The 276-nt window shown below is 47.8% G+C and carries 1 tRNA gene; it reads left to right on the forward strand.

The features are described from left to right. Window positions 1-163 precede the first annotated feature (163 nt). Window positions 164-253 (forward strand) — tRNA-Ser (locus tag ACR9ZK_RS21950). Window positions 254-276 lie beyond the last annotated feature (23 nt).

Genomic DNA, 276 nt, shown 5'->3' on the forward strand with positions numbered 1-276 from the left:
TCTTTAGATAGGTTGAGAATGGCACAAACGCAATGGAGGAGAAGTGTGTAGTTTTTTGTCCCGAAGTCAAAAAACTGTCAGATTCAGGTTGATCCCAGAAAATTCATCGGTATATATCGCGCCGTTCCCACGATAGCTCCTTTATCGGACGCGAAGTGCAGATGGACAGGTGGCCGAGTGGTTTAAGGCGCACGCCTGGAACGCGTGTGTACGTGAAAGCGTACCGTGGGTTCGAATCCCACCTTGTCCGCCATTAGCTTTATTAAGCTTTTGATT

This window comes from Monashia sp. HAY1-5C, from assembly GCF_056755255.1.